Consider the following 26,109-nt stretch of genomic DNA (forward strand, 5'->3'; position numbering starts at 1 on the left):
GAGGAAACCTAAACCACCACCGGTAACTTAGACTTCACATCCAACGGCAATGGAATATACGCCCGAATCCGTAACCCACCTCGTTCACTGGTACCGATATCTAACGAACCGGCGTGGGCATCAATAATCCGCTGCACAATCGCCAGCCCCAGTCCTGTACCGCTGGTGCTACGGGCGCTATCGCCACGGACGAAAGGCTGGAACAGATGCTTTAACTCTTCTGGCTTGATGCCAGGACCATCATCTTCTACCTGGAACCACGCCCGCTGTAGCTCGGTGCCGCTGCTCACTTTTATCCAGCCATTACCGTAGCGAGCCGCGTTCACCACCATATTCGCCAAGGCGCGTTTGATCGATAGCGGATGGATATCCACCAGCACTTCGCCTTCGCAGAGATCCGTTTCAATGACCCGCTCATAACCGCTTTCCGCCGCAATCACTTCACCCAATACCGAATTAAGATCACTCGGTTCTGTCGGCATCTCCTGCCCAGTGCGCAGATAATCGATGAATTGCTCGATAATGGCATTGCACTCTTCGATATCTTTATTGATCGACTCAGAGAGATAGCCATCGGCTTCGCTCATCATTTCGGTCGCCAGACGGATACGCGTCAACGGCGTGCGCAAATCATGGCTCACCCCGGCCATCAGCAAAGTTCGGTCATCCGCCAACAACTTCACGCCAGCAGCCATCTGGTTAAATGCCCGAGTGACCGAGCGCACCTCCGAGGCACCATACTCCCGCAGTGGTGGCGGAATAATCCCCTTCCCGACCTGTAAAGCCGCGTGCTCCAACTCCACTAAGGGTCGATTCTGAATACGGATAAACAGCCAGGCCCCACCAACGGCCAGCAACATAATCGCGAGGGTATAACGAAATAGTGGCGAGAAATCGCCTTGATGGATCTCGGTGAGTGGCACTCTCACCCAGATATCCGGTGACAACCAAGTTTTCAGCCAGACAACTGGCGAGTTTTTGTTAACTTCGACCCGAACATCAGTAGGCCCACCCAATTGCTGGGCCATTTGATCACTGAGAAATTTGTAGTGCTGCGCCCAACGTAGGCCACTTTCCTCTGCCGCTGCATTGGTATAAAGCGAAATCCCCAATTCACGGTAAATCTCACGCCGAAATGCTGGCGGGACTTCAAGTAGCGTGCCATCTTCCAGTTGCAACCGATCCGTCATCAGCATACGAACTTCATAGGCCAACACTTTATTGAACTGCTGCAAACTGGGCAAAATAGCGAAATTTAGCACCACCAAATAAGTGGTGACCAAGCTGACAAACAGCAAGGTCACAATCAGTAATAAGGTGCGGGCAAATGAGCTACGGGGAGAAAAGCGCCATCGCCTCATGCTTTACTGCCGTCCGGGACGAATACGTAACCTAAGCCCCACACGGTTTGGATATAACGCGGGTGCGCCGGATCTTCTTCCACCATACGACGTAAGCGCGAAATCTGTACGTCGATAGAACGTTCCATCGCGCTGTATTCACGACCACGGGCCAAATTCATCAGTTTATCGCGGGATAACGGCTCGCGTGGGTGACTCACCAAGGCTTTCAGCACAGCGAATTCACCACTGGTCAGTGGCATAGGCTCATCCTCGCGGAACATCTCGCGGGTACCCAAATTCAGCTTGAACTTACCAAACGCAATAATCGCCTCTTCTTGCGACGGTGCGCCCGGTAATTCATTGGCTTGACGGCGCAAGACCGCACGGATACGCGCCAGCAGCTCACGTGGGTTGAATGGCTTCGGAATATAGTCGTCAGCACCAATTTCCAGCCCAACGATACGGTCAACTTCTTCACCTTTCGCCGTCACCATAATGATCGGCATCGGGTTGCTTTGGCTACGCAGACGGCGGCAGATAGACAGGCCATCTTCACCCGGCAGCATCAGATCAAGCACCATGAGGTGGAAAGACTCACGGGTCAGCAAGCGATCCATCTGTTCAGCATTGGCGACACTGCGCACCTGGAAACCTTGCTCTGTTAGGTAACGTTCCAACAGCGCACGCAGGCGCATATCGTCATCAACGACCAGAATCTTGTGATTCTCTTGCATTTTATTACTCCCAAAGGCCGTATTGCCCGAATCTGAACATTGTTAGAAATACTTACTCCATACCCTAAATAATTCGAGTTGCAGGAAGGCGGCAACTGAGCAAATCCCCAGGAGCTTACATCAGTAAGTGACTGGGGTGAACGAAGGCAGCCAACGCATATGCAGCTTGAGGTATGACGGGTATAACAGACAGCGATTAATGGTATACATTCTAGTCGAAATTGTTACAAAGCTTATTGTTGTGCCTAATTATCAACACTTTCGTCGAATGGGTGATAGCGAATCTCTAAAATCCAGTAGGTCGCCTCACCATTGGGTGTTTGAACCGTCACCTCATCATCCACCTGTTTGCCAATCAAAGCGCGAGCCACCGGTGAATCGATAGAAATCCATTTTTTCGCGGGATCGAACTCATCCGGCCCGACCAAACGGAAGATCCGCTGTTCTTCAGCTTCATTTTCTACCCGCACCCAAGCCCCAAAAAAGACTTTGCCTTCCTGACGTGGGTCCGGATCGACCACTTTCAGCACCTCAAGGCGCTTGGCAAGAAAGCGCACCCGGCGATCAATTTCCCGCAACCGCTTCTTACCATAAATATATTCGGCATTTTCCGAACGATCACCCATCGCTGCTGCTTCAGATACTGCCTGCGTGACCACTGGGCGCTCTTCCCGCCACAGATAATGCAGCTCACGATCCAGCGCCTGCCAGCCTTCACGGGTAATATAGTTGCTTTTAGCCATAAAATTATCCAATCAATATCGGTTGGGTTCCCTGCTACCGCAATATAACGCAACTTTCTATCAATAAGTTGATTTCCTCACTCGCCAATGTGTTGCCCCTCATGAGCACTTCACTCATCGGACGCGATAGTTTCTCTTATTTAAAACGGGCCATCTTGACTTTATACACCTTGAGTTTTAAAAAAAGAAATGAGTGGTTAAGCACTCGTGAACATTAAGTAAACGCAATACTATTAGTAAGTTAACTCACATTATGGAGAGTATAAAAATGGAAATAATTATTCTTGAAACCAAATTGCCAGCGCAAGACATCCCTCGCCCAGCCGCTGACCAATAATGACCGAGGCCTCCCTGGTGCATCTGGGGAGGTTATATATACCTCGGCCCATATAACGTTTTACGGAATGGAGAACGTGCTCCTATGGAAGGTTCTAAACCCTTATTGTTACCCCATATAACACTATCAACCCACACGGCTTCACGCGCAGGGGTTCTGCTGACCATTGCCGACCTTGGTGAATGGGATCGTTTCAATCGCCTGCTTGAATGCTGTGATGGCAAACACACGACAGAACAAATCGCCACAACCCTTTCTCTCGATATCTCCACATTGAATAACACTCTCAACTCTCTGGAAGAAGCGGGGTTTATTTGGTGTTTACCGGATTACCACGCCATCCCAACGTCTTTATTCCTACAGGAGTTTAACCGCTGGCTACCCATCTGGGTTCACCAGATGTACGACCAGCCGATGATATGGCAAGGCCTGTATGAGGGCAATGAACCCGCATCAATAATGATTGGTTGGGCACAGGAGAATATGCACTATACCCGTAGCGTGATGGCACATATGCCCCTCGCAGTCCAATACGCCAATACGGCAAAGGAGCGGCAAATACAGCTCCGCCATCTCAGCGAAGAGTGGGATCACTATCGGCTGTTTATGACCGCCTGCCAATCCACGGGAGTCAGTGAAGAGAGCCTCAATCAAAGCCGCCCACTGGCAAGTACATTGAATATCACACTCTTTATGCGCAGCGTCGCCCCACTAGGGACACTGGTATATAACGCATGCGAGGCACTACTGGAGGCGACCACGGATAATGGGCGCACCGTGGTGGATTTTTACCAAACCGTCGGCCAACGGCACAACTTGCCCCAGACATTCACCGATGAGTTGGTTCACCACCTGATGGTCGATAAAGAGTTCGGACATATCGATATTTTCGCACAGCTGCTGGAGGACTATCCGATGCTGCCAGCATCCACCGTGGCCTCGATATTCTCAAGCTGCCATAGGTTGGCTGAATGGTTTGAGATATGGAATGACGATATTTATCAGCACTATCGGCAGTCAGACTCGCCCTATTCAGTCAACCACAACACCCCACAAAAAACATCTCATCAACATCAGTCGTCAGGAGTTGACGGCTAACACCTACTGTTCGAGGTCTATGTATGGAAACCACTGCAATCGCCCCTGCTATCCCACTGATATCTCCACATGATCTATCTCTGACTAAAGAAGCTTGGGATATTGCCCAACCCGATGAGATAGACGAACATCTTACTGCTACCCTTCAGTTATTACGTGGCTGGTTGGAGGGAGACAAACTCAGTGAATACTACGGATTAACGCCGCACAACTGCAAACTGATGGTTGAAATGTGCCATTTGCTGTACGGATTGGACAAAACCCTCGCACGATGTGCGGCAGAGACGGAGGATAAACAGTTACAGGAGTTGTTTATCCGCCACGCATTCCATTCGCACCACATGCATAAATACTGGGATTTCATCTGCCAGAAACTGACGCACATCCCCATCACTGATCTTGAGCCATTAACCTCCACTCAGATGTTTCAACTGGCGCTGGAAAACATGGCAGTAAAAGACCCGCTGGCATTCTCTTACGCCTTGGGCCTTTTTGGATCACCGGGCGATATAGATTCGCTTAACACCATGGCGCAATTTTTCGAGCTTCTGTCTATTCATCCGGAAGTGAACAAACAGCTCACTTTATGGGTCGCCGAGGCGACCAGTAACGAAATATCTTTCGCCAGCATTCCTGTGACCCACGACTATGGCTACCCCTATAGCGGCAGTTATGGCAAAGCCTGCACCCAAATTATGGGCGTTCATTTACAACGGGACTTAGAGGCAAGTTTGATTAACCTGGCCGCTTTAGGGGATCAATTTCACTTGTTTTATCGGGGAATAAGCATTTTTTATGTCAATAAAGCATTGCCGTTCCCTCACCTAAAAATGGATTGGCTACACGGCGTGTAATCCAGGCAACATCCAACCGAGTAACAACAGGAGGAAATCATGATGTTGAAAAATTCGATTATCATTGAGTCTCTTCAGGAACACAGGCTGCGCCTGACCTCAAGGCTACAGGTTGTCGAGTTGGTTCATACCGATATCAGTGCCTATTTTATCGCTCAGCTTATGACACACAGAGATCCCGAGCAGGCACTGAAAGAGGCGGATTGTGGCGAGGAGTTCAGCAACGATTTTATGGCGTTTCTGGACAAAAATAGGATGCTCTACCCTTTTCCACCCGATGCCGACTACATTGATGCCAGTCTGGCTGCTGACGCCCTTAACGGAGAGCTGCATCTTTGGGCTGATGCCTTGTACTGTGATCCATTTTGGCAAAGAATGAATAATCCGGATTATCCCGGCAACCTTAATACCCTTTACGCTTGGGCCATAGAGAATTATCACCATACCCACAGTGTGATCCAACATCTGGGAGCCGTAATAGCCCACACAAATGAGCCATTGCTGATTAATAAGTGTATAACTCATTTAGCTGAAGAGTGGGATCACCCTTACCTATTTAAAATCAGCGCCACCCGTTTTCGCCATGCTCATCAATTACCCCCATTGGAGGAAAACTTACTGCCACTGCCCAGCACCCAAGGTATTTGCCTGTTCTTACAGATGGCGGCTAAACAACACCCATTTGTCTATAAGAGTTGCGTGGCCGTTTTGGAGAAAACGGCGCAGCGAGTTGAAGAGACTCGCCAGTTTTATCGCCATGTAGCGGCCCAACATGCTTTGCCTGACAACGTTGTTGCCCCGCTGATAAAACATGCCGAAACCGATGAAGAGTATGATCACCTTAATTCATTAAGCCTATTCTCCGCCTGCTATGGTGCCTTGCCGATAGCCATCGTTGGGGAAGCGCTGAGGCTCGCCTATCGCTTTACTGAAGCACTTTATCTCTGGCAGTGTCACCTATTAGATATTTATTTGCATCAGCCACTGGGTCAAGGCCACCGTAGCCGTCGGTCTGCTTAGGTCACTCATTGATGCCTTTATGGAAACGCCCGAAATCGATGCAGCCAATGGTGATTGTTTTTATCGGCTCATCCTTGGCTTATTACGTGCTGATGACGACGTTATCCACTTATCTCCATGATTATTTGAATTTTCCTGTTACGACTGTTAGCGCCATTATGTTTGGGTATATTTTCGTTTCGCGGTTGTCCAAAGTGGCGTTGGGGCCGTGGTTTGATCGCCGGACTTTTCGCTCCGGCTTGATTTTTGCCCTGAGCATTTCCGCTGGTGGATTTTTATTGGCATCACCGAACAGTATCATGGGCAAATTCGCCCCTTGGTGTTTGTGTATTGCTGGGGTGGGTACAGCCTCGGTTGTCCTGCTCATTCAGTCATTTATTGCCAACCAAAAACAGACTCAATTACGCCGCGTGACCACCCCGGCGGATTACTCTTTTATCTATATTTTGATGAATGGCACCGCATTAGTGGCACCGTTCATCGGTTTTGAAATACTGCGCCATTTGCCCCAAGGGCTCTATTGGATAATAGGCGGGTTCTATTTATTGCTCCTGATCTATTGTCTGGCATATATATCGGGGCCTGAGAACACAAACGCCCCAACACCACGACCCACGCTCGCCGATTGGCTGATGCCCTTTAAGCAGCGACGTTATTGCCGCTTTCTGCTTATCAACAGCCTATTGTGGATGTTACATGCCCAGCTCTATTCCACCATACCGCTCTATATCCGCGAAACGCTGGGGGGCGAAAATCATCTGACCCTATTTTTTACCGTGGAAGCGCTATGCATCATGGTGTTGCAGCACTGGGTCAGTCTCTATATTAATCAGCACATTCAGCCTTATTACCCTGCCGTGGTTCTGCTGCTATTTTCCCTCTCTTTTTTCCTGATTTATCTCGCTCAAGGCATGGTATTGCTTCTCTTGGCAGGTGCCGTTTTCGCCCTTGCCCGTATGGTCTTTATGCCCAGCGCCGATGCAAGCAATGCCGCATTTGCCAGCCCTGGCAGTTTCGCTACCTATTTTGGTTTGGCCTCACTCTCAGCAACACTCGGTGATTCTTTCGGCAGCATGCTAGGAATGTGGGGGTTTGCTTTCCTGCTGCAAAGTGGAGATATACAGCAATACTTTCTCTGGCTCGCAGGTATTACCGCAGCACTGGCAATTTTTTGCCGCAATCCGTATAACTGTCCTCTATGATTTTCCCCTACTCCTCTATCAGAACTGACATTAGACTTATGAATGAACAACTGAGCCGCATTATTGCAAGCGAAATACAGGCCCGACCGGAGCAAGTTAGCTCCGCCATCAGCCTGTTAGATGAAGGTAATACCGTGCCCTTTATTGCGCGGTATCGTAAGGAAGTTACCGGCGGGTTGGATGATACCCAGTTGCGCCAGTTGGAAAGCCGTTTGGGTTATCTGCGTGAACTCGAAGATCGCCGCCAAACCATTCTTAAATCCATCGACGATCAGGGCAAACTGACCGAACAGCTCGCCGGTGCCATCAAGGGCACCATGAGTAAAACCGAGCTGGAAGATCTCTATCTGCCTTATAAGCCGAAGCGCCGCACCCGTGGGCAGATTGCCATTGAGGCCGGTCTGGAGCCATTAGCGGACAGCTTATGGAGTGACCCGCAACAAGATCCAGAACAGGTGGCACTGACCTATGTCGATGCCGATAAAGGCGTCGCGGACACCAAAGCCGCACTGGATGGCGCACGCTATATCCTGATGGAGCGCTTTGCTGAAGATGCCACTTTGCTGGCGAAAGTGCGCCAATATTTGTGGAAGAACGCGCATCTGGTTTCGAAAGTGGTGGAAGGTAAAGAGCAGGAAGGCGCTAAATTCCGTGACTACTTTGACCACCATGAGCCGATCTCCCAAGTGCCGTCTCACCGCGCATTGGCGATGTTCCGTGGCCGTAATGAAGGGGTGTTGCAACTGGCGTTAAACCCAGATCCACAGTTTGATGAACCCCCTCGCGAGAGTCAGGGCGAGCAGATCATCATCAACCATCTGGACCTGCGATTAAATAACGCCCCCGCCGACACCTGGCGCAAAGCGGTAGTTAACTGGACATGGCGTATCAAGGTGCTGATGCATCTGGAAACCGAATTGATGAGCACCCTGCGCGAGCGGGCCGAAGACGAAGCCATCAACGTGTTTGCCCGCAACATGCAAGATCTGCTGATGGCCGCACCGGCTGGGATGCGCGCCACCATGGGCCTCGATCCAGGGCTGCGTACTGGGGTGAAAGTGGCCGTGGTGGATAACACCGGCAAGCTGGTCGCCTATGACACTATCTACCCTCACACAGGGCAGGCAGCCAAAGCCGCCGCCACTGTCGCCGCCCTGTGCATCAAACATCAGGTTGAACTGGTGGCCATTGGTAACGGCACCGCATCGCGGGAAACCGAGCGCTTCTTTACTGAGCTGCAACAGCAGTATCCGGCAGTCACGGCACAAAAAGTGATTGTCAGCGAAGCGGGGGCATCCGTTTATTCTGCTTCTGAATTAGCTGCGCTGGAATTCCCGGATCTAGATGTCTCTATCCGTGGTGCCGTTTCGATTGCCCGCCGCTTACAAGACCCACTGGCCGAACTGGTCAAAATTGATCCAAAATCCATCGGGGTCGGCCAGTATCAGCATGATGTCAGCCAAAGCCAACTGGCGAAAAAGCTGGACGTGGTGGTGGAAGACTGCGTAAATGCCGTCGGCGTGGACCTCAACACCGCATCGGTGCCGTTGCTGACCCGCGTTGCCGGTTTGACCCGCATGATGGCGCAAAACATTGTTAACTGGCGTGATGAGAATGGCCGCTTCCATAACCGTGAGCAATTACTAAAAGTCAGCCGCCTTGGGCCAAAAGCCTTTGAGCAGTGTGCGGGCTTCTTACGTATCAATCACGGCGATAACCCGCTGGATGCCTCTACCGTGCATCCGGAAGCTTATCCAGTGGTCGAGCGCATTTTGGCCGCCACTGAGCAAGCTTTGCAGGAGTTAATGGGCAATGCTGCGGCACTGCGCAATCTCAACGCACGTGATTTCACCACCGAGCGTTTTGGTGTTCCGACGGTCACGGATATCCTGCGCGAGCTGGAAAAACCGGGCCGTGATCCGCGTCCTGAGTTCAAAACGGCGACCTTTGCCGAAGGCGTTGAAACGATGAATGATCTGACGCCAGGAATGATCCTCGAAGGCTCAGTCACTAACGTGACCAACTTTGGTGCCTTTGTGGATATCGGCGTTCATCAGGATGGTTTGGTGCACATCTCGTCACTGGCGGATAAGTTTGTCGATGACCCGCATAAAGTGGTGAAAGCCGGTGATATCGTCAAAGTGAAAGTCATGGAAGTGGATTTACAGCGCAAGCGTATTGCCCTGACCATGCGCCTTGATGAGCAGCCGGGTGAAAGCGGCTCGCGCCGTGGTAGTGGTGGTGAAAACCGCGCCACCACCAATAATGATAATCGTGGTGCCAGCCGCCCACGCAACAGTAATGACTCAAATAATCGCCCACCGGCAAAAGGGCGCGCCGAGAGTAGCTCAAGCGGTAACAGCGCCATGAGTGATGCACTGGCGGCAGCGTTTAAAAAGCGCTAGCTTTTTGTCCGGCTGATTCACTTAACCCCCAATATTGGATACTCATCTGATATTGGGGGTTATTTTTTGCCCATGCTATTCTCAACGTTTCATTATTTTGGTCTTGCTGCACAGATATTAATGACGGCGATACCTTCATCACCGCATCGCATTGCCGTCGACACAAAAAATAACAAATCAATATTATGCTTATATCGAACAATTCGGTGTGCGGTAGAAATAAAACCAATTTAACAATCTATTTAACAATAGTGATTAATCTAAAAGAAATTACCATTAATTTATAAATAATTACGATGGCATGCTACCAATTCATTAAAATGTGAATGTTATTTGATTCAATTCAGAGTGCATCGATTATGTTACTGATCGGCGTATCACAGTACATCTGGTACGTGTTGGATACATTTAGTTAACTGATTTAACTCATCATTCGCATTTGCGATCACGTCGATTTGGTGGTAAAACAAGCACAAATAGAAATCAAACTAATTAATTTTAAAAATAGAAGCGTAACGAATATTTACTGTTCAGTATTTGGCTTTAGTTGAATATGAAAACGATTATTACTATCATTATTTTATCCATTCGTTTTTAGAATGTCATTATTCTGAACTCCGGTACGCCAATAACGATATTTCAAGAGGCTCCTATGCATCTTATCCCGAAGCGTTCCTACAAAATCGTGGGCTTCTCACCTGAAATCAGCCCAGCTTATCGGCAAAAACTGTTATCACTGGGTATGTTACCCGGTTCCTCATTTAATGTTGTTCGTCTCGCACCCTTAGGTGATCCTATTCAGATAGAAACCCGTCGGGTCAGTCTGGTGGTACGCAAAAAAGATTTAGACCTGCTCACACTGGATCTACAGCCCTAGACCTCAGGTTCGCTGCCGATTTTTTCTGCCTTGTGGCCGGTGAAAATGCCTGGGTGCAGCTTAATTTTAATTTACTGATATCACGTTGGATCATGAAAGCACTCACAATCGGTCTGATCGGCAACCCCAACGCGGGTAAAACCACGCTTTTTAACCAGTTAACTGGCGCTCGTCAGCGGGTGGGTAACTGGGCGGGGGTCACTGTCGAGCGCAAAGAGGGCCACTTCACCACTGCGCAGCATCAGGTGACCTTGGTTGACCTGCCGGGGACTTACTCCCTGACGACCATCTCAGAGCAAACCTCGCTGGATGAGCAAATTGCCTGTCACTACATTCTGAGTGGCGAAGCTGACCTACTGATTAACGTGATTGACGCGGCGAATCTGGAACGCAATCTCTATCTCACACTACAACTGGTCGAGTTAGGCATCCCCTGCATCGTGGCACTCAATATGCTGGATATCGCCAAAAGTCAGAATATCGAGATTGATATCAATGCGTTATCGCAGCAATTAGGTTGTCCGGTCATTCCACTGGTATCTACCCGTGGGCATGGCATCAATGAATTAAAAAACAGTATTGATGAATTTCAACCTGCCACCTTCAAGGCATTGGTTAACTATCCGCCAGTGCTACTCGGCGAGGTGGATAAGCTGGTACAGGCCATGCCGGAATCCTGGCCCGAGCAACAGCGCCGCTGGCTCGCGCTGCAAATACTGGAAGGCGACATCTACAGTTTGGCCCGCGCGAATATTGCACCCGCTATGGTGGAGCTGGCGCGTAATCATCTGCGAGAGAGCCAGCACGAAGACCCAGAACTGGTGATCGCCGATGCCCGCTATCAAAGCATTGCCCGTATTTGCGATATCGTCGGCAACTCGCAGCAGGCGGAGCCCAACCGCCTGACACAAGCACTGGATAAGGTGATCCTTAACCGCTGGTTGGGTGTCCCGATATTCCTGTTTGTGATGTATTTAATGTTCGTATTGGCTATCAATATTGGTGGGGCATTGCAGCCGATATTTGATATCGGCTCTGCGGCTATCTTTATTCAGGGGCTGCAATGGGTCGGCTATACCCTACATTTCCCGCAGTGGCTCACCATCTTCCTCGCTCAAGGAGTGGGGGGCGGGATTAATACCGTGCTGCCATTAGTGCCGCAAATTGGCATGATGTACCTGTTTCTCTCATTTCTGGAAGACTCCGGCTATATGGCCCGCGCCGCCTTTGTGATGGACCGCTTAATGCAAGCGCTGGGTTTACCGGGTAAATCCTTCGTGCCGCTGATTGTCGGCTTCGGCTGCAACGTGCCCTCCATCATGGGCGCACGCACACTGGATGCACAACGCGAGCGCCTAATCACCATCATGATGGCACCCTTTATGTCCTGCGGGGCGCGGCTGGCGATTTTTGCCGTCTTCGCGGCGGCCTTCTTCGGGCAAGACGGGGCCAGCATCGTGTTCTCTCTCTATCTGCTGGGTATCCTGGTCGCCATCCTCACCGGGCTGGTGCTGAAATACACCATCATGCGCGGTGAAGCCTCTCCCTTTGTGATGGAGCTGCCGGTTTATCATGTTCCCCATCTGAAAAGCTTATTACTGCAAACCTGGCAACGGCTGAAAGGCTTTGTACTGCGAGCGGGGAAAGTCATTGTTATCGCCAGTATCTTCATTGGTGGTCTGAATAGCTTCTCCTTCAGCGGCAAAGCGGTGGATAGCATCAATGACTCGGCGCTGGCCTCGGTCAGTAAAGTGCTAACGCCCATGCTGACGCCAATGGGGGTTCATAGCGATAACTGGCAGGCCACCGTCGGATTGGTGACAGGTGCCATGGCGAAAGAGGTGGTGGTGGGAACACTCAACACCCTTTACACCGCTGAGCAGATCAAGAATCAGCCGTTTGATGCAAAGAACTTCAACCTGTTGGCAGAACTGACTGGTGCGGCGCAAACCACGTGGCAGGGGTTAAAAGACACTTTTAGTCTCAGTGTGTTAGCCAACCCGATTGAAGCCAGCAAAGGGGATGGCGAAATGGCTGCCGGCTCAATGGGCATGATGAGCAGCAAATTCGGCTCCAGCATTGCCGCCTACAGCTACCTGATATTTGTGCTGCTCTATGTGCCTTGCGTCTCAGTAATGGGGGCTATTGCGCGCGAAACCAGCCGTGGCTGGATGACGTTCTCGATACTGTGGGGGCTAAATGTGGCTTACTCACTGGCGACCCTGTTCTATCAGGCAGCCACCTTCCACGAGCATCCACAGCAAAGCCTGAGCATCATTGCAGTAGTGATTGTGATTAATACGCTGATACTCTTTGGCTTACGCCGTGCGCGCAGTCGGGTCACCATGAGATTACAAAGCAGCACCCCGGCCAGTTGTTGCCAAAGCTCAGGCAGCGACTGCCATTAATTGATGATCGCCATTCACGGCTATTTTGGCTAAAAGAGGAGATGCCATGGCAAGCTTACTGCAATTACGCGATGCAATCGCCCTCAGTGGCAGCGCGGACGCACATCAACTCAGCCAGCAATTGGCAGCACCTTTGCCGCTGGTTGAGGCGATGCTGGAAAGATTGGCGGCGATGGGCAAGATTGAACGCATTGAGCAAGATAACAGCGGGTGCCTGACGGGCAGTTGCAAAAGTTGCCCTGAGGGGCAGAATCAATGTCATACCGTGATTTATCAGTTAAAAGGGCAGCCGTAATCTCGGTAAAGAATATCGGTAAAGGATGCCCAGACTGATGATAAAGTTGATTCGCGGGGAAATGTGCCGAATGGGTCGTCACGGCGTAAGCCGTCGGAGCGCCCATCGGTGCAGTCGCCCCGCCAGTCACCGAGCGATAAATGAGGTTTGTCAGCAAGCTCAGGATGCCCAGACGGGCATCCCTTATATTGACTATTTATAGACGTCAGCAGTGGCATCAAACTTCTTCTTCTCACGCTCGGCGGTGATCACGTAATACTTACCGCCCTTCTCATCAGCTAATTTTGATAATTCTTCTTTCACGTCCATTGGCGATGTTGCTTCGCCAGAACTTGAGATCGTGCCGATTTTTTCGTAATTCTTCGCTTCATCTTTAGTGATCTCTTTCGCCGCCATTGCGCCAAAAGAGATACCCGTCACCACCAGAGCCACAGCCAAATTTTTCAATAAATTCATACCAAATACCTCGTCAATGAATGGGTAATACCAGTAAAGCAGACTTAATTATTAAACAAATTTGATATTTAGCCATTTAATGACAAATTAAATTCATCTGCATATTCAGAATGCGCGAGGCTAGGATCCCATGGTGAGCCGAGGGGATATTCGCCGTGTTAGCGCCTGTTTTGTTGTGCGAAATCCAAAATTAAATTCGAAAAATCATCAGGATGAGAAACAAACGGCGCGTGGGCGGCCCCTTTCATCACCACTGATTGCGTGTGCGGCCATGCGCTATCTAATAACGACGCCACTTTGCGCGGCACCAACCCATCCAGATAACCATAAATACGCAAAAATGGTAGATCGCATGCCGCCAGCGCTTCGCGCAAATCCTCATTACGCAAAATCTCCAACCCGCCGGTCAGCACCTCTACCTCCGGCATCTGGTGTTGCAGCACCACCGCTTTCAATAAGCGGGCATCCTGCCGCGCACTTTCAGTGCCCAACGTTTGCAACGCCAAAAAGCGCTCAACCGTACGTTGGAAATCCTCGCTAAGTTGCTGCTCGAAGCCTGCCAGCACTTCCGGTCGGATACCCGGCCACTCGTCATGGGCAGTAAAACAGGGTGAGGAAGAGACGGTGATCAACCCATTGACGCGCTCTGGATGACTCAAGGCTATCTGGCTGGCAACCAACCCGCCCATCGACCAACCCAGCCACAACGCCTGTTCAGGCGCTTGCTGCAAAACGATGGCAGCCATATCAGACAATGACATCGCACCAAAATCTTTGCTGCGCCCATAACCGGGAAGGTCTACTAAGTGCAGCCGAAAATGCGGGGAGAGTCGATCAATGATGCAATGCCACACCTCTGCATTCAGCCCCCATCCGTGCAACAGCACAAGATCGCGATCGCCTTCACCGCAGATGTTCCAATAAAGTTGTTTCATACGTTAATATCCTGTCGCCTTAATCCTGTCAGGCATCTTGCCTGACTCAATGGCTTAACGAAAATAGAGCAGTGCCCCCTGCGACTTCAAGGACGAAGAAGATAGATCCCCAAGGAGATATGCATGCTAACCCTCATCAGCCAATGCTGGCTATGCCAACAAATGCTATACCACCCATGGCACGGTATCTGCTGCTACTGCCGCCGCCATCTGCCCAGGTTACCGCCCTGCTGCCCACGTTGTGGTTTGCCCAGCTCCAGCCCTGATCTCCCCTGTGGCCGCTGCCTGCGTGAACCACCAGACTGGGGAAGCCTCACTTTTGTCAGTGATTATGCCCCCCCATTGAATGGGCTGATAAAAAAACTCAAATTTAATGGATCCACCCAACTGGCCCCGGCATTAGCACGCTTATTATTACTGCGCTGGCTTGATGCCTGGCGTCAGGGCAAGGTCATCAAGCCAGAAAGAGTTATCAGTGTACCGCTCCACCGCGGGCGTCACTGGCGACGCGGCTATAACCAAACGGATCTGTTAGCCCAGCCATTGGCTCGCTGGCTTAACTGCCACTATAGCAATATGACCTTACAGCGCATTGGCGCGACGCCTCCCCAGCGGCAACTCAACGCCACGGCGCGGCGTAAAAATATGCAGGGAATATTTCGCTGTATGGAGCCGATTCGGGGTCAACATATTGCCCTGCTGGATGATGTTGTCACCACTGGCAGTACGCTGAATGAGATTGCCAAGCTATTATGGGCTGAGGGGATTGCCTCATTACAGGTTTGGTGTATTTGCCGAACCTTGTAGTCACCCTAACAATGGGCGTATTATAGCCGACAAGAGTAGTCAACTATTGAGCAGATGCCATGATCACAATAACAGACGCAGCACAATCTCATTTTGCCAAACTGTTGGCAAATCAAGAAGAAGGCACCCAAATCCGCGTATTTGTTATCAACCCCGGTACGCCAACCGCTGAATGCGGTGTCTCCTACTGTCCACCGGATGCGGTTGAAGCAACAGATACTGAACTGAAATTCGAGCAGATATCAGCCTATATTGATGAGCTGAGCAAGCCCTATCTGGAAGACGCGGAAATCGACTTTGTCACCGACCAGCTAGGTTCGCAGCTCACCCTGAAAGCCCCGAATGCCAAAATGCGCAAAGTGGACGACAATGCGCCGCTGATGGAGCGGGTCGAGTATGTACTGCAATCGCAGATTAACCCGCAATTGGCTGGTCACGGCGGTCGTGTCACCTTGATGGAAATCACACCAGATGCCTTGGCTATCCTGCAATTTGGTGGCGGCTGTAACGGATGTTCTATGGTTGATGTCACCCTGAAAGAGGGCATTGAGAAAGAACTGTTGCAGAAATTCCCAGAATTGAAGGGCGTGAGGGATTTGACCGAGCATCAGCGCGGCGAGCACTCTTACTACTAATTATCTTGCGTCCTTGGCGCTACAGCGGTGTTAGCTTCGCTAGAGCGCATGTGCTTGCAGCATGTGACGAGTTTATCTTTCGACGTTGAGCGCAGTCAGAGATTTTGCCGACAAAGACGATGGCCCGAGTGAGCCACCACGAACGGCGGTGAAAAGCGCGCTTGGGCAGAGATGCCCATCGCGTTGGCTCGATGAGGCTAGCGGCGACTCGAGGGAATGGCGCAGCCACAATATTTCGCGCAAGGCGCAAGATTGCTAAGGGTGTGCACCCACACACCCTTAACCGGTTGAAGCATCAAGGGTTGGGTGGGCGACAATCTCATATCAACCGAACCCATCACCTAATGACCCTTTGTACGACCTAAAAAGTCACCCCGCAGAAACATTCTTACGGCGCTTATCCAAGTCCTTCAATAAGCGATTAATCTGGCTGTCAGCAAACATCTCTTCCAGCGTGACCGTCAACTTACGTCGCCAGTTTGGGTACTCATCGCTGGTTCCGGGAATATTGACCGGGGTCGCCATATCCAGCCAGTCTTCCGGCTGCAAGCCCAATAACGCACTCGCGCTGTCAGCAACATAACGCTGCAAGCCACGATTGAGTACCGGGCTCATCGCCAGTAACGACGCTTTGTGACCCACCTTCTTTGGCACACAATCATAATGATGTAGCCCTTCCAACAACCCTTGCTTGGCACGCTCCCTATCAAGATAGAGCTGCTTCAATATTTGTTGGTCCGGATATAACCCTAGCTTATTGCCCAGAGTCAGATCATCTGCTTGCCAATAACCTCGCAGCGTCGGCAGGTCATGAGTGGTAATGGTCGCCATCGCCTGAACCGGATAAGACTGCGGCGCACGGAAGGTATTTTCACTGTCATGCTCAAAATAGAGCACTTTATAGGAGTACACGCCGCTATCACGTAACTTACCGATAATCTCAACCGGTACAGTACCTAAATCCTCGCCAATCACCATACAGTGATGACGCTGACTCTCCAGCGCCAATATCGCCAGCAGGTCATCGACCGGGTATTTGACGTAAGCCCCCTGATCCGCCGTGTGACCGTAAGGGATCCACCACAAGCGCAGTAACGCCATCACATGGTCAATACGCAGTGCGCCACAACTGGTCATATTGGCGCGCAGCAAATCAATAAACGGCTGATAGGCGCGAGCCACCATCACATGCGGGTCCATCGGCGGCAAGCCCCAATTCTGACCAAGCGGCCCTAAAATATCTGGCGGCGCGCCCACTGAAGCTTTCAGGCAATATAACTCGCGATCACACCAAGTTTCAGCCCCCCCTTCAGCCACACCCACCGCTAAATCACGGTACAGGCCCAGCGGCATTTTACGCGCCTGACTGTCACGAAAGCAGTCATCAAACTGGCTGGCGGCTAGCCACTGTAGCCACAGATAGAAGTTCACGTCATCCGCGTGCTTGCGGCAAAATTCAGCCACGGCACTGCTATGCCCATCGCGATATTCGGCAGGCCATACTGGCCAGCCCCACATCATGGGATCATTTTCACTCAAATGGGCATGCAGGGCGTCAAAGGCAGCCTGTTGATGTAAACTGCTGCCACCTTGCTCAAAAAACTGATGGAATGCCTGCACCCGCGTGTCTTTTGCTTTCCGCGCCGTAAACAGCGGGAATGCCAAACGTAAGGCGGTCAGTTTAAGCCCCATGGCCTGCGGATAATCGACCCATTCACTGGCACGGATCTCAGCCAAGATGCGTTGTGTTTCGGGCTGATGCCACCAAATTTGTGCGGCTTCACTGTGCGTAAATTCATCCACGCTGTTGACGTCGATATAAATCACATTCAGCCAGCGTCTGGATGAGGGGCTGTAAGGGCTAGCACTTTGTGGGTTAGCCGGATAGAGCGCATGAATCGGATTTAAACCAATAAAAGCCCCGCCCCGTTCCCCGACCTGCCCCAACATCTGGGCTAAATCGCCAAAGTCACCGATACCCCAATTGCGCTCAGAGCGCAGGGTATAGAGCTGCACACAGGCTCCCCACAGCTTTTTCCCGGCCAGTAACGCATCCGGTTCATAGCAGCGCTTCGGCGCGACGATAACCGAGCACTGCCACTGCTGTAAGCCTTGCTCCAGAATCAAACGGTGATAACCCTGAGGCAGGGATGCAGGCAGGGTCAGCGTTTTTTTCGCACTGATACGCCCTTGATGCAACTCACCTTTTTCTGTCTGAAGCTGCCAATGATAATCGCCTGAACCCGCCATTGGCAGCTGCATTGGGCTACCAAAAATAAATACTTTTACCACCGGTAATGGTGCTTTTTCTGTCTGGGTAACATGGGACGCATTCATGCGCCCCATAGCCGCCAACAACTGTTGCTTGGTTTCCGGCAAAATAGCCTGCGGCTTACCATGAGCATTAATATAGCTGGCGGCGATCCCTGCCAGTGTCGCTGCTTGATCGAGCGATTTACGATCCATGCAGTCTTCTCCTTAACGTTTGGCTTGCCAGATACGCGATTGGTAATCGCGAATTGAACGGTCAGAACTGAACATCCCTACCCGGGCAGTGTTAAGAATGGTACGGCGGGTCCATTCATCCTTATCGCGGTACAGGGCATCAATTTGCTGCTGTGCCTGACAATATGAGGCAAAATCAGCCAGCACCAGATAAGGGTCACCCCCTTCCAACAGGCTATGCAACATCATGTCAAATGCGTGTTTATCACCTTGGCTGAATGCCCCACTGGCCAGCTCATCCAGAATGCTTTTCAGGTGTTTATCCGTTTTCAGGTATTTCTGTGGCTGATAACCTTTCGCCAGAATGGCTTTTACCTGCTCCACGGTGTTACCGAAAATAAAGATATTTTCGTCGCCCACCTGTTCAGCAATTTCAACGTTAGCCCCATCGAGCGTGCCCACCGTCAAAGCACCATTTAGCGCCAACTTCATGTTACCCGTACCGGAAGCTTCCTTACCCGCGGTTGAAATCTGCTCAGAGACATCGGCGGCTGGGATCATCAATTCCGCAACTGATACCCGATAATCGGGGATGAACACCACTTTTAGGCGATCTTTAACGATCGGATCATTATTGATCTTATCGGCAGCCTGATTTATCGCATAAATGATATTTTTGGCTAAATAGTAACCTGGCGCAGCTTTGGCCCCAAACAGGAACACGCGCGGCGCCATATCCAGATTCGGGTTATCGCGAATCTGGCGATATAAAGAAAGAATATGCAACAGATTCAAATGCTGCCGCTTATATTCATGCAGCCGCTTAATCTGTACATCAAAGATGGCGTCTGGGTTAATGGTCAGCCCCATCACACGCTTAACATATTCAGCTAGCTTAACTTTGTTGTCATATTTGATCTGCTGATAGCGTTCGCAGAACGCTTTATCGTCGGCATAAGACTCAAGGCCAGCTAATGCATCCAGATTATTCGCCCACTCAACTTTCAGCGTTTCATCAATCAGACCAGACAGCGCCGGATTACATTGCTTCAACCAACGACGCGGCGTAATGCCATTAGTCACATTGTGGAATTTATTTGGCCATAACTCATAGTATTCAGGGAACAAATCTTTGATAACCAGATCCGAGTGCAACTGTGCGACACCATTGACAGCGAAGCCACTGACCACACACAGATTGGCCATGCGCACCTGCTTATTATGATGTACCGCCAGTTTGGCCCAAACTTCGTCATTACCCGGCCACTGCTTATCGACCAACTTTTTAAACTGCGCATTGATCTGCTTGATGATGACAAAATGGCGCGGCAACAAGCTGCGGACCAACTTTTCATCCCAGCACTCAAGGGCTTCTGGCATCAAGGTGTGGTTGGTGTAAGCAAAGGTTTTACTGGTAATCGCCCAAGCAGCATCCCAACTTAGCTGATGCTCATCAATCAGTACGCGCAGCATTTCAGGAATAGCGATCGTCGGGTGAGTATCATTGAGCTGAATGACTTCATAATCCGGCAGTTCCGCCACTTTACGGCCCGCCAGATGGTGCTTACGCAGGATATCGGCCACCGAACAGGCGCACTGGAAGTATTGCTGCATCAGTCGCAAGCGCTTACCAGCCAAGTGGTTATCATTGGGATACAGCACCTTGGTCAGTTTTTCGGCTTCAACGCCATTTTGTTCTGCCAGCAAGAATTTGCCGTCATTAAAGTTGGTTAAATCAAAGGGATGCTGATGAGTCGCCTGCCATAAACGCAGTGGTTGGGTGACGCCATTACGATAGCCCAACACCGGTAGATCCCAAGCTTCGCCGCGCAAAGCAAACGCCGGACGCCATAACTGACGGCCATCCGCTTGTTTTTCCAGCTTGCCACCAAAACCGACATCCACCGCCAGTGCGCTATTGTGACGGAACCACGGATAGCTCTCACGCTGCCAGTTATCTGGCGCTTCCTGCTGCTTACATTCACTGAACGACTGACGAAACAGGCCATATTGATAATTCAGGCCATAACCGGTGGCGGATTGCTCAACCGTCGCCATCGAATCAAGGAAACAGGCCGCCAAACGCCCCAATCCACCATTGCCCAGTGCCGGGTCGGTCTCCTGCTCTAGCAGGTCACTCAAGTTAATCTGCTGTTCAGCCAGCACGGCTTCCACCTGTTCATACCAACCCAAGTTAATCAGGTTATTTGCCGTCAAACGACCGATTAAAAACTCCATCGAAATGTAGTTAACATGGCGCTGTACTTTCGTGGCCTTCGCTGGCGCGGGCTGAGCAGATAACTGTTCGGCTAACGCTGCACTAACCGCTTCCCACCATTGGTGTTGGGTCATTTGCTGAGCGGAGGTTAAGCCAAAGCGCTGCCACTGGCGGGTCAGTGCAGCCAGGAAATCGTCCTTTTTAAGCATAGGCTGTGACATAGGGGGATCTCTATCCTGTGGGTTAGGTAATTTTACCCTTATCCTGCCAAGGAGAACCGGCAAGGGCATCATCCTGCCGGAGGATTAGCTGGGGATGAGTCGCAGGGCGTAGCTAAAATTGTGATCCGGTGCAACTTACAGCCATAGGAAACATTAACTCTGTTGCAATAAGATGGCTGTTATCAGACCTTAGCAGTGCTGATTAATTACGAGGCTAAAAATAATTACTCTTATGAATGCCTGTAACAACTCACTACAAATGGACATATCAATCACCAGGACGTCTTTTCACCGGATTTATTTAAAACCGGACACAGCATGCTGATCCCATCAAAACTGAGCCGCCCGGTACGGCTACAAAATACCGTGATACGTGACCGCCTGTTGGTTAAGTTATCAGGTGTGGCGAATTATCGTCTGACGTTAATCAATTGCCCGGCGGGATACGGAAAAACCACGTTGGTCGCCCAATGGGCTGCGGACCAATCCTGCCTCGGCTGGTATTCTCTGGATGAAAGTGACAATCAGCCAGAACGCTTCGCCACCTATCTGGTCGCGGCGGTACAGCTAGCCACTGGCGGCCATTGCAGTAAAAGTGAAGCTCTCAGCCAGAAGCATCAATATGCCAGCCTTTCGGCGCTGTTTGCTCAATTATTCATCGAGTTGTCCGATTGGGACGGCCCGCTCTATCTGGTCATCGATGATTATCATCTGATTACCACTGACGCCATTCATGAAGCCATGCGCTTCTTCTTGCGCCATCAACCCGAAAATCTGACGCTAATTCTGCTCTCCCGAACCTTGCCGCCACTGGGTATTGCTAACCTGCGAGTGCGCGATCAATTGCTGGAGTTGGGGATGCAGCAGCTGGCGTTTAATCATCAGGAAGCACAGCAATTCTTCGATTGCCGCCTGCCCGCGCCACTGGAGCAGGGGGACAGTAGCCGCCTGTGTGATGAAGTCGAAGGTTGGGCTACCGCGCTGCAACTGATTGCGCTGTCATCACGTCAGCCCAACTCCTCGGCGCAAAAATCGGCCAAGCGCTTGGCGGGGTTGAATGCCAGCCATCTGTCAGACTATCTGGTCGATGAGGTACTGGATCAGGTTGATAGCAATGCTCGCGCCTTCCTACTGCGTTGCTCAGTATTACGTTCCATGAATGATGCCCTGATTGTGCGCCTGACCGGTGAAGACAACGGCCAACAGCGGCTGGAAGAGTTAGAGCGTCAGGGGCTATTCATTCATCGCATGGATGACAGCGGTGAGTGGTTCTGCTTCCATCCATTATTTGCCACTTTCCTGCGCCAGCGCTGCCAGTGGGAATTAGCACTGGAACTGCCGGACCTGCATCATGCGGCAGCGGAAGGTTGGATGGCGCTGGGCTACCCCGCTGAAGCTATTCACCACGCGCTGGCGGCCGGTGATGTCGGCATGCTGCGCGATATTTTACTGCAACATGCCTGGACGTTATTTAACCATAGTGAGTTGGCGTTACTGGAGCAGTGTCTGGTCGCCCTGCCTTACTCGTTATTGGTGCAAAATCCGGAACTGGCATTGCTGCAAGCCTGGTTGGCCCAGAGCCAACACCGTTACGGCGAGGTCAATACCCTACTCGAGCGCGCGGAGTCGGCGATGCAGGAGCGTAAAATTCCGATCGATGAAATTTTGCGCGCTGAATTTGATGCGCTGCGTGCTCAGGTGGCAATCAATGCCGGTAAACCAGACGAAGCCGAAAAACTGGCGACCGATGCCCTGAAATATCTCCCCATGGCGAACTTTTACAGCCGGATCGTGGCCACCTCCGTCACCGGAGAGGTACATCATTGCAAGGGGGAGCTGAGCCGTGCGCTGCCGATGATGCAGCAAACCGAGCAGATGGCACGCCGCCATGAAGCTTATCACTACGCTTTGTGGGCGTTGCTGCAGCAGAGTGAAATACTGATTGCTCAGGGCTTCTTGCAAGCGGCCTATGAGACACAAGATAAAGCCTTTGAGCTGATTCATGAGCAACATCTTGAGCAGCTGCCAATGCATGAATTCCTGCTGCGCATTCGCTCACAGGTGTTGTGGTCATGGTCACGGCTGGATGAGGCAGAAGCCGCCGCACGTAAAGGCATCGAAATCTTGGTTAACTACCAGCCGCAGCAGCAGTTGCAGTGTCTGGCGATGCTGGCGAAGTGTTCACTGGCCCGTGGGGATCTGGATAACGCTAATATGTATATCCAGCGCTGCGAGGCGCTGCAACATGGCAGCCAGTATCATCTCGACTGGATAACCAATGCCGATAAGCCACGGGTAATTCACTGGCAGATGACCGGCGATAAAGCCGCGGCGGCAAATTGGCTGCGTCAGGCGGAAAAACCGGGCATGGCCGATAACCACTTTTTGCAGGGCCAATGGCGCAATATTGCCCGGATTCAGATTATGTTGGGGCGTTATAATGAAGCCGAAGTGGTGTTGGATGAGCTAAATGAAAATGCTCGCCGCCTGCGCTTAACCAGCGATCTTAACCGTAACTTATTGTTAAGTAATACGCTCTATTGGCAAACCGAACGTAAAAGCGAGGCGCAGAAAGCGCTGATTGAATCACTGTCACTGGCCAATCGCACCGGCTTTATCAGCCATTTTGTCATTGAAGGTGAAGCCATGGCGCAACAGCTGCGCCAACTGATTCAACTTAATGCGTTGCCTGAATTGGAACAATTCCGCGCCCAACGAATTCTGAAAGACCTTAACCAGCACCATCGGCATAAATTCGCCCATTTTGACGAGATCTTCGTCGATAAGTTGCTGACTCATCCACAAGTGCCGGAGTTGATTCGCACCAGCCCGCTAACACAACGTGAATGGCAGGTATTGGGGCTGATTTACTCCGGTTACAGTAATGACCAAATCGCTGGGGAGTTGGAGGTGGCGGCCACCACCATTAAAACTCATATCCGTAATTTGTACCAAAAACTGGGTGTCGCCCACCGGCAAGAAGCGGTACAGCAGGCGCAGCGTTTATTACAGATGATGGGGTATATTTAAGTTAGCCGCAGGGTGAGATCGCCCTGCTATTTCATTATTCCGGTATAGTGGCGCTTGCCCCTATTTTGCGGTTGATTTCATCCAGTAACCGCTTATTAGCCTGTAGAAGCCATGTGTGTTTTTTATCCTCATCGATAGTCTTATTTTGTTCGATTCGATTTAGAATAGTCTTAAACACCGTTAACATATCTTGGCTTTCACTCATTCGCTGCGCATCAAAACACTTCATATATTTATCTAAAAATAATGATTTCATTACATGGACTTTACTTAATAAACCCATAGCCTTAGCTCTAAATTCCTCCGAGTTATGAAGTGATAGGTTAAGCGAACTTTTTATTTCTTCGGTTAATGTCTTGTTAGCAGCAGAATACTCATTAAGTAAGTCTCTTGGAATAAATAAATTAGGATTGAAACCATAAAGTTCATCGCTAAATTTTGATATATCTTGATTTCCTTTGTTAATTAAATTATTCCCTTGATATTCTAATAAGAATTCTTCAATTTTATTAATTGAAATTAATTTTGAATTCTCCTCATCATTAGAAGCAAAATTATACAGGTTATTAAATGCAGCATTCATGGCGTTTTGTCGTTCAAGATCATCTAACGCCTGTACATCAACGATATTTTTGGTGTGAACTTTGGGAGTCTTTACGTTTAGATATTCAGCGCAGTACTTAACGAATTCTGTCATAGTAGATACGGTTGAATTAACATCGATTAGCCCTAGTCTGTCTTGCCAATCTTTTATTTTCTTCTCAGTAATTCTAATAGCACGTTCAGCATAAGTAATGGTTTGTTCTGGGTTATGCGGATCATGATAATTTTCAGTGCTTATGTTATTTTTAAAAAACATTATATTATTCTTTATTTCTAAAACTTCAAGATTGAAATCATTACGACTTAACTTATTATCTTTAATATTATTAATCGCATCTAGGGCTTTAGAAATATAATACTTACACTTTTTTGACTGAATATCGATATCTATCGCCCTAACTATATCATTAAATTGAATCAACTCCTTTAATTCCACTATTATTTTAGCAACTTCATCAATTAACCTTGGCGTGGCTGGTGATTGATCATCATCTAAATATGCTAATTTTTCGTCAAGAGATCTTAATTCACGGGTTATTTTTTTATATGGTGAACTAGTGTATGTATTTTCAATAGCGATTCTTTCGGAAAGACTATTTTGTATGATTATGTTCTCTCCTGACTTGAGAGGTATTTCCAAGTAAGGAAGGCCATTATTGATTAGAACTACCCTTTCGACCACACAATCCTTACTATCAATATCGTAAATTAAGTTAACGCATTTTTTTTCACTTGATAATTCATTAACTCCTCTATTCAACGCATTCTTAATGAAGTTCTCTCTTTTGCTGTTGCTATTTTCTTTCCCTTCAGTTTCATTGACTTCATCTGCATTGATAATGTCACTATTTCCAGTATGGAATATAATCACATTTGACTTTAGTTTTTTTATTATCTCTTTATCTGAGTCCGTTAACCAACAGTGATTGGGGCTTATTTCTATAGACTTTTCATTGTATTGTATCACTATACTCTTTAGTTTACTCTCACTACCCTCATAATGAATAGAATAAAAAACCTTCTCTTTTATCTCATCTGGAAGTATTTTTTCGAATACAGTCAATATTTCAATTGGGTTGTTTGTTAAATAATTTTCATGCATAAAATAATTTAAATTAACTAGTGCACTTCTTTTCATTTCACAGCAGAATATCATTCTTAAAAAATCAGCAATAGCTTCGTAAGGTGTTAATTTCGGTTTAAATTCCTCAGGTTTTGCCTGAAGAGAACAGAAATCACTTTCACTTAATTGATGATTGGCAAAATACCCTGCCGTAGTAATATCACCCATTAGAAATACCCCCATACATTTTTATATGATTTTATGCTTTGCCATAGAAAATTCTTTTATATAACACCTTATTTTACCTTTTTTAGATAATGGCTATACCCATACATAAGTTGTTGGTTTTTGTCCGTCAAAAATCGCTTACAATAGCGCAT

At 49.5% G+C, this 26,109-nt stretch carries 19 protein-coding genes; 11 read left to right on the forward strand and 8 right to left on the reverse strand.

Features of this window, described 5'->3' with window-relative positions; genetic code table 11:
* Positions 1 to 8: 8 nt before the first annotated feature.
* The 3 genes from envZ to greB form a co-directional block, all read right to left on the reverse strand.
* The gene (gene envZ / locus ACZ76_RS08105; protein ID WP_048618333.1) at positions 9 to 1,361 is read right to left on the reverse strand and encodes a two-component system sensor histidine kinase EnvZ; all 1,353 of its coding nucleotides are present in this window, start codon (positions 1,359 to 1,361) and stop codon (positions 9 to 11) included.
* Positions 1,358 to 2,077 carry an osmolarity response regulator transcription factor OmpR gene (gene ompR / locus ACZ76_RS08110; RefSeq protein WP_004393220.1) on the reverse strand — a complete coding sequence of 240 codons (720 nt, stop codon included), beginning with the start codon at positions 2,075 to 2,077 and terminating at the stop codon, positions 1,358 to 1,360. The genes envZ and ompR overlap by 4 nt, the downstream gene beginning before the upstream one ends.
* A 245-nt stretch (positions 2,078 to 2,322) precedes the next feature.
* Positions 2,323 to 2,820 (reverse strand): transcription elongation factor GreB, encoded by a 498-nt coding sequence (gene greB, locus ACZ76_RS08115; RefSeq protein ID WP_048618334.1) that lies wholly within the window; start codon positions 2,818 to 2,820, stop codon positions 2,323 to 2,325.
* Between the two features lie 421 nt (positions 2,821 to 3,241).
* Here greB and ACZ76_RS08120 point away from each other — a divergent pair, with 421 nt between their 5' ends.
* The 8 genes from ACZ76_RS08120 (at position 3,242) to ACZ76_RS08155 (ending at position 13,316) form a co-directional block, all read left to right on the forward strand.
* Entirely contained in the window at positions 3,242 to 4,255 is a 1,014-nt protein-coding gene (locus ACZ76_RS08120; RefSeq protein WP_048618335.1) for a MarR family transcriptional regulator, read from the forward strand.
* A gap of 23 nt (positions 4,256 to 4,278) precedes the next feature.
* The gene (locus ACZ76_RS08125; RefSeq protein WP_048618340.1) at positions 4,279 to 5,109 is read left to right on the forward strand and encodes a hypothetical protein; all 831 of its coding nucleotides are present in this window, start codon (positions 4,279 to 4,281) and stop codon (positions 5,107 to 5,109) included.
* Positions 5,110 to 5,148: 39 nt separating this feature from the next.
* Positions 5,149 to 6,129, forward strand: coding sequence for a hypothetical protein (locus ACZ76_RS19070; RefSeq protein WP_048618342.1), 981 nt, complete (start codon positions 5,149 to 5,151; stop codon positions 6,127 to 6,129).
* Between the two features lie 11 nt (positions 6,130 to 6,140).
* Complete coding sequence (locus ACZ76_RS19075; protein WP_235428213.1) at positions 6,141 to 7,331, forward strand: MFS transporter; 1,191 nt, start codon at positions 6,141 to 6,143, stop codon at positions 7,329 to 7,331.
* A 38-nt stretch (positions 7,332 to 7,369) separates the two neighbouring features.
* A complete protein-coding gene (locus ACZ76_RS08140) occupies positions 7,370 to 9,736 on the forward strand; it encodes a Tex family protein (protein ID WP_048618345.1) in 2,367 nt (788 codons plus the stop codon).
* 652 nt (positions 9,737 to 10,388) lie between these two features.
* A complete protein-coding gene (gene feoA / locus ACZ76_RS08145) occupies positions 10,389 to 10,613 on the forward strand; it encodes a ferrous iron transporter A (protein WP_048618346.1) in 225 nt (74 codons plus the stop codon).
* 92 nt (positions 10,614 to 10,705) lie between these two features.
* Positions 10,706 to 13,021 carry a Fe(2+) transporter permease subunit FeoB gene (feoB, locus tag ACZ76_RS08150; protein ID WP_048620239.1) on the forward strand — a complete coding sequence of 772 codons (2,316 nt, stop codon included), beginning with the start codon at positions 10,706 to 10,708 and terminating at the stop codon, positions 13,019 to 13,021.
* A 46-nt stretch (positions 13,022 to 13,067) separates the two neighbouring features.
* A complete protein-coding gene (locus ACZ76_RS08155) occupies positions 13,068 to 13,316 on the forward strand; it encodes a FeoC-like transcriptional regulator (RefSeq protein ID WP_048618348.1) in 249 nt (82 codons plus the stop codon).
* Positions 13,317 to 13,508: 192 nt separating this feature from the next.
* Here ACZ76_RS08155 and ACZ76_RS08160 read toward each other — a convergent pair whose 3' ends face one another.
* Both ACZ76_RS08160 and bioH read right to left on the reverse strand, forming a co-directional pair.
* Positions 13,509 to 13,772 (reverse strand): YdgH/BhsA/McbA-like domain containing protein, encoded by a 264-nt coding sequence (locus tag ACZ76_RS08160; RefSeq protein WP_048618350.1) that lies wholly within the window; start codon positions 13,770 to 13,772, stop codon positions 13,509 to 13,511.
* Between the two features lie 158 nt (positions 13,773 to 13,930).
* The gene (bioH, locus tag ACZ76_RS08165) at positions 13,931 to 14,707 is read right to left on the reverse strand and encodes a pimeloyl-ACP methyl ester esterase BioH (protein ID WP_048618351.1); all 777 of its coding nucleotides are present in this window, start codon (positions 14,705 to 14,707) and stop codon (positions 13,931 to 13,933) included.
* A 123-nt stretch (positions 14,708 to 14,830) separates the two neighbouring features.
* On the opposite strand from bioH, the gene gntX reads away from it, so the two are divergent.
* Entirely contained in the window at positions 14,831 to 15,514 is a 684-nt protein-coding gene (gene gntX / locus ACZ76_RS08170; RefSeq protein WP_048618353.1) for a DNA utilization protein GntX, read from the forward strand.
* A gap of 59 nt (positions 15,515 to 15,573) precedes the next feature.
* Positions 15,574 to 16,149 carry a Fe-S biogenesis protein NfuA gene (nfuA, locus tag ACZ76_RS08175; protein ID WP_048618354.1) on the forward strand — a complete coding sequence of 192 codons (576 nt, stop codon included), beginning with the start codon at positions 15,574 to 15,576 and terminating at the stop codon, positions 16,147 to 16,149.
* Between the two features lie 369 nt (positions 16,150 to 16,518).
* Here nfuA and malQ read toward each other — a convergent pair whose 3' ends face one another.
* Positions 16,519 to 18,615: a 4-alpha-glucanotransferase gene (gene malQ / locus ACZ76_RS08180; RefSeq protein WP_048618356.1), complete on the reverse strand. Its 2,097-nt coding sequence runs from the start codon at positions 18,613 to 18,615 to the stop codon at positions 16,519 to 16,521.
* Between the two features lie 12 nt (positions 18,616 to 18,627).
* A complete protein-coding gene (gene malP, locus ACZ76_RS08185; protein WP_048618358.1) occupies positions 18,628 to 21,033 on the reverse strand; it encodes a maltodextrin phosphorylase in 2,406 nt (801 codons plus the stop codon).
* Between the two features lie 318 nt (positions 21,034 to 21,351).
* Between malP and malT the strand changes: the two genes are divergently transcribed.
* The gene (malT, locus tag ACZ76_RS08190) at positions 21,352 to 24,063 is read left to right on the forward strand and encodes an HTH-type transcriptional regulator MalT (RefSeq protein WP_048618360.1); all 2,712 of its coding nucleotides are present in this window, start codon (positions 21,352 to 21,354) and stop codon (positions 24,061 to 24,063) included.
* 34 nt (positions 24,064 to 24,097) lie between these two features.
* On the opposite strand, the gene ACZ76_RS08195 is transcribed toward malT, so the two are convergent.
* Positions 24,098 to 25,957: a hypothetical protein gene (locus ACZ76_RS08195; RefSeq protein ID WP_048618361.1), complete on the reverse strand. Its 1,860-nt coding sequence runs from the start codon at positions 25,955 to 25,957 to the stop codon at positions 24,098 to 24,100.
* Positions 25,958 to 26,109: the final 152 nt, after the last annotated feature.

The sequence above is a fragment of the Yersinia aleksiciae genome (assembly GCF_001047675.1).
In the GTDB taxonomy this organism is placed as follows: domain Bacteria; phylum Pseudomonadota; class Gammaproteobacteria; order Enterobacterales; family Enterobacteriaceae; genus Yersinia; species Yersinia aleksiciae.